The following is a 699-nucleotide window of genomic DNA, read 5'->3' on the forward strand; positions in this document are numbered from 1 at the left end:
GACCGAGAATGCTCGGCTTCGAAAGGCAATCGCCGATCTCACCCTCGACAAGCTGATCCTGCAGGAGGCGTCCCGGGGAAACTTCTGAGCCCCGCGCGCCGACGCGCCTGTGTCGAGCACATCATGCGGACGATGACCGTCTCCGAGCGCCGCGCTTGTCGGGCGCTCGGTCAGCATCGCTCGACACAGCGCAAGGTACCGCGGGGCCGCGACGACGAAGAGGCGCTGACGGCCGATCTCACGGCGTTGGCTGAGAAGTACGGACGCTATGGCTACCGCAAGATCAGCGCATTGCTGAAGGCGGCCGGATGGTTCGTCAACGACAAGCGCGTCGAGCGGATCTGGCGGCGTGAGGGTCTGAAGGTCCCAGCCAGACAGCCCAAGCGGGGGCGGATCTGGGACAATGACGGCTCCTGCGTCCGTCTTCGCCCGGAACACCGCAATCACGTGTGGTCGTACGACTTCGTCGAGGCCCGAACGCACGATGGGCGCAAGATCCGGATGCTCAACGTGGTCGACGAGTTCACGCATGAATGCCTAGCGATCCGAGTCGCCCGCAAGCTGAAGGCAACCGACGTCATCGACGTGCTCTCGGATCTGTTCATCCTGCGTGGCGTACCTGGCCATATCCGTTCGGATAACGGCCCGGAGTTCGTTGCGAAGATCGTACAAGCTTGGATCACCGGCGTCGGAGCAAAG

1 pseudogene is annotated in these 699 nt (G+C 63.4%); it reads left to right on the forward strand.

Annotation, left to right across the window (positions count from 1 at the left end):
• A pseudogene (locus tag FV226_RS27680) lies at window positions 1–699 on the forward strand (IS3 family transposase); the annotation flags it as partial.

The organism is Methylobacterium sp. WL12, from assembly GCF_008039475.1.
Classification (GTDB): Bacteria; Pseudomonadota; Alphaproteobacteria; order Rhizobiales; family Beijerinckiaceae; genus Methylobacterium; species Methylobacterium cerastii.